Source organism: Streptomyces otsuchiensis, assembly GCF_004305975.1.
GTDB classification, from domain to species: Bacteria; Actinomycetota; Actinomycetes; order Streptomycetales; family Streptomycetaceae; genus Streptomyces; species Streptomyces otsuchiensis.
Genome location: NZ_BHZI01000458.1, coordinates 1 through 2,429, shown reverse-complemented (window position 1 = coordinate 2,429; position 2,429 = coordinate 1). Strand labels below are relative to the sequence as shown.

The window sequence follows — 2,429 nt, the reverse complement described above, 5'->3', positions numbered from 1 at the left end:
GTGCCGCTCCAGCGTCTCCGTCAGCCCGCCCGCCACACGCACCCGACCCCTCCGGCGGCGCCCCGCACCGCCCACCCGGTCCGCCATCGCCTCATCCCGTGCACGTCAGAGCATGGCACCCGCCACCGACATCGACGCCACCGTGCCGGTTCCGCCGCGCTCAGACCGGCTCCGGCGTGCCCGGCTCGCCCTGGAGCGCCTGCGCCCGAGCCACTCGCCATTCGGCCGCCCCCACCCCGGTCCGCCGGACAGGCGCGCACGCACGAAGGAGGGGCCGCCGGCGGACCGGCGACCCCTCCGGGGACGTGCTTCTTGCTCCCGCTCAGCCCTCGGCGCGGGCGACGCCGATGGGGCAGGAGACCCCCGTGCCGCCGATGCCGCAGTAGCCGCCCGGGTTCTTGTCGAGGTACTGCTGGTGGTACGCCTCGGCCGGGTAGAAGACGTGATCGGCGGCGGAGCCGATCTCCGTGGTGACGGCGCCGTGTCCCGCGCGGCCCAGCACCTCCTGGTACGCCTCACGCGAGGCGCGCGCCGCGGCGTCCTGCTCCGGGGAGTGGGTGAAGACCGCGGAGCGGTAGGTGGTGCCGGTGTCGTTGCCCTGGCGGAAGCCCTGGGTCGGGTCGTGGGACTCCCAGAACAGCCGGAGCAACTGCTCGTAGCCGACCTTTGACGGGTCGAAGACGACCCGGACGATCTCGGCGTGGCCGGTGCGGCCGGTGCACGTCTCCTCGTAGGTGGGGTTGGGCGTCAGCCCGCCCTGGTAGCCGACCAGCGTGGTCCACACGCCCTCGGTCTGCCAGAACACGCGCTCCGCGCCCCAGAAGCAGCCCATGCCGAAGTCGGCCGTCTCCAGGCCCTCGGGATAGGGGCCGGCCAGCGGGTTGCCCAGCACGGTGTGCCGGTCCGGCAGGGCGAAGGAGGGGTCAGGGCGGCCCGGCAGGGCCTCCTGCGGAGTGGGCATCCGGTCCTTGAAGCCGAACAGCATGACGATCTCTCCTTCAGCGGCGTCCGATGGCGATGGCCCGGTAGGCCGCGTACTCCTGGGCCGGATTCGCGTTGTTCACCCAGGGCAGCGCACCCACATAACCATCGACGGCCCAGACCTGTTCCGCGGCCTCCTCGTAGCGCTCGGCGCGCACCAGGAAACACAGCAGCAGATGCCGCACGTGGGGGATCACCGGGTGGTCGGGCGAGGTGTTGTGGAGCGCGAACTGCGCCGCCTGGACGGCGTCGGCGATGGTGGCGCCCTTGTACATCGTGGGGGAGAGCTGCACGTCGGGCAGGTGGTCGTAGACGGCGAACAGCGGCAGGGCCGGGAGCAGCGACTTGGGCGGCGCGCCACCGGCGGCGCTCTGCGCGAAGCCGTACGCCTCGTCCCGGGAGCCGTGCCACGTCTCCGACCAGTAGGACAGCGCCGCGAGGTGCGCGCCCATGTGGTCGCGGCGGCGGCGGGTCACCTCGGACCACACCGCCTCGAAGTCCGCCTTGCGGTAGCTGAGGCCGCGTGCGACGAACAGCTCGGTGATGTGAGGGGTGGGGTCCTCGGGCGCCATACGCGCTGCCTCGGCGGCGGCGGTGCGGGCCTCCTCCAGGATGATCCGGCTGTCGGCGGACCCGGTATCGGACATGGCCTGCCAGACCAGGAACTGGGCGTAGACCTGCGCGCCTCCCGGGTCGGAGGGCTCGTCGGCACGCCAGGCGCGCAGCCACCCGGCGTCGCGGCGGCCGTCCGGAGCCGCGTCGGGCGCGTCGGGGTGGCCGGGGGTGCCGGCGGCCGGGCCGTGGGCGCTGTGCCACTGCGCCAGCTCCATCGCGGCGGCGCCCGCCAGCGACTGGACGCGCTGCCAGCGCGCCTCGTAGTCGTCGGTGAGGGCGAGGAGCTGACCGGCCGGACGCCAGTCCTGGGTGCGCTGCACCTCCTCCAGCGCCTGCACCAGGTCGTCGTCCGGGCCCGGCAGCCGCAGGTCGAGCTCCTCGACGGCGACCAGGCCGCCGGAGGAGACCGGACCGCTCCGGGCCGGGCCGCTGTGCGCGTCGTCCCCCTTGGAGAGCGAGATGCCGGGCTTCTTCGGCTCGGGGCGTCCGCCGCCGGCGGGACGGGTCATGCCCTGGGCGGTGTCGGCGGCCCGCTCGAACTCCCGGCGCTCCTGCCTCCGGCGGATCGCGGGCAGGACGGCCACCCCGAAGATGGCGGTCAGTGCGATCAACAGCCACAAGGCTTCCATGGCGCGCAGCTCCTCGCTCACAGGTTCGACGGTGCCGGGTCGTGGCCGGCGTCCCGGTACGGTCTGTCAACCCTAAAGGCACCACCCCGCGCCGCGGGCGGCGCCCGGTGAACCGACCCGCGCCGGGAGGCGCGCGCCGGCGTCCGCGCTGTGGGGCCCGGCACCCTGACCGGGTCGAGGCCCCGGTGTGGGGCACCGGGGCGC

At 74.4% G+C, this 2,429-nt stretch carries 2 protein-coding genes; both read right to left on the bottom strand.

Features of this window, described 5'->3' with window-relative positions; genetic code table 11:
* Positions 1-322: 322 nt before the first annotated feature.
* The gene (gene msrA, locus E0D90_RS25035; protein ID WP_130800204.1) at positions 323-985 is read right to left on the bottom strand and encodes a peptide-methionine (S)-S-oxide reductase MsrA; all 663 of its coding nucleotides are present in this window, start codon (positions 983-985) and stop codon (positions 323-325) included.
* A gap of 13 nt (positions 986-998) precedes the next feature.
* Positions 999-2,225: a hypothetical protein gene (locus E0D90_RS25030; protein ID WP_130800203.1), complete on the bottom strand. Its 1,227-nt coding sequence runs from the start codon at positions 2,223-2,225 to the stop codon at positions 999-1,001.
* Positions 2,226-2,429: the final 204 nt, after the last annotated feature.

Excerpts from the sequence above, each read along its gene's own strand:
- msrA (WP_130800204.1), bottom strand. The coding sequence starts at position 985 with ATGCTGTTCGGCTTCAAGGACCGGATGCCCACTCCGCAGGAGGCCCTG.
- E0D90_RS25030 (WP_130800203.1), bottom strand. The coding sequence starts at position 2,225 with ATGGAAGCCTTGTGGCTGTTGATCGCACTGACCGCCATCTTCGGGGTG.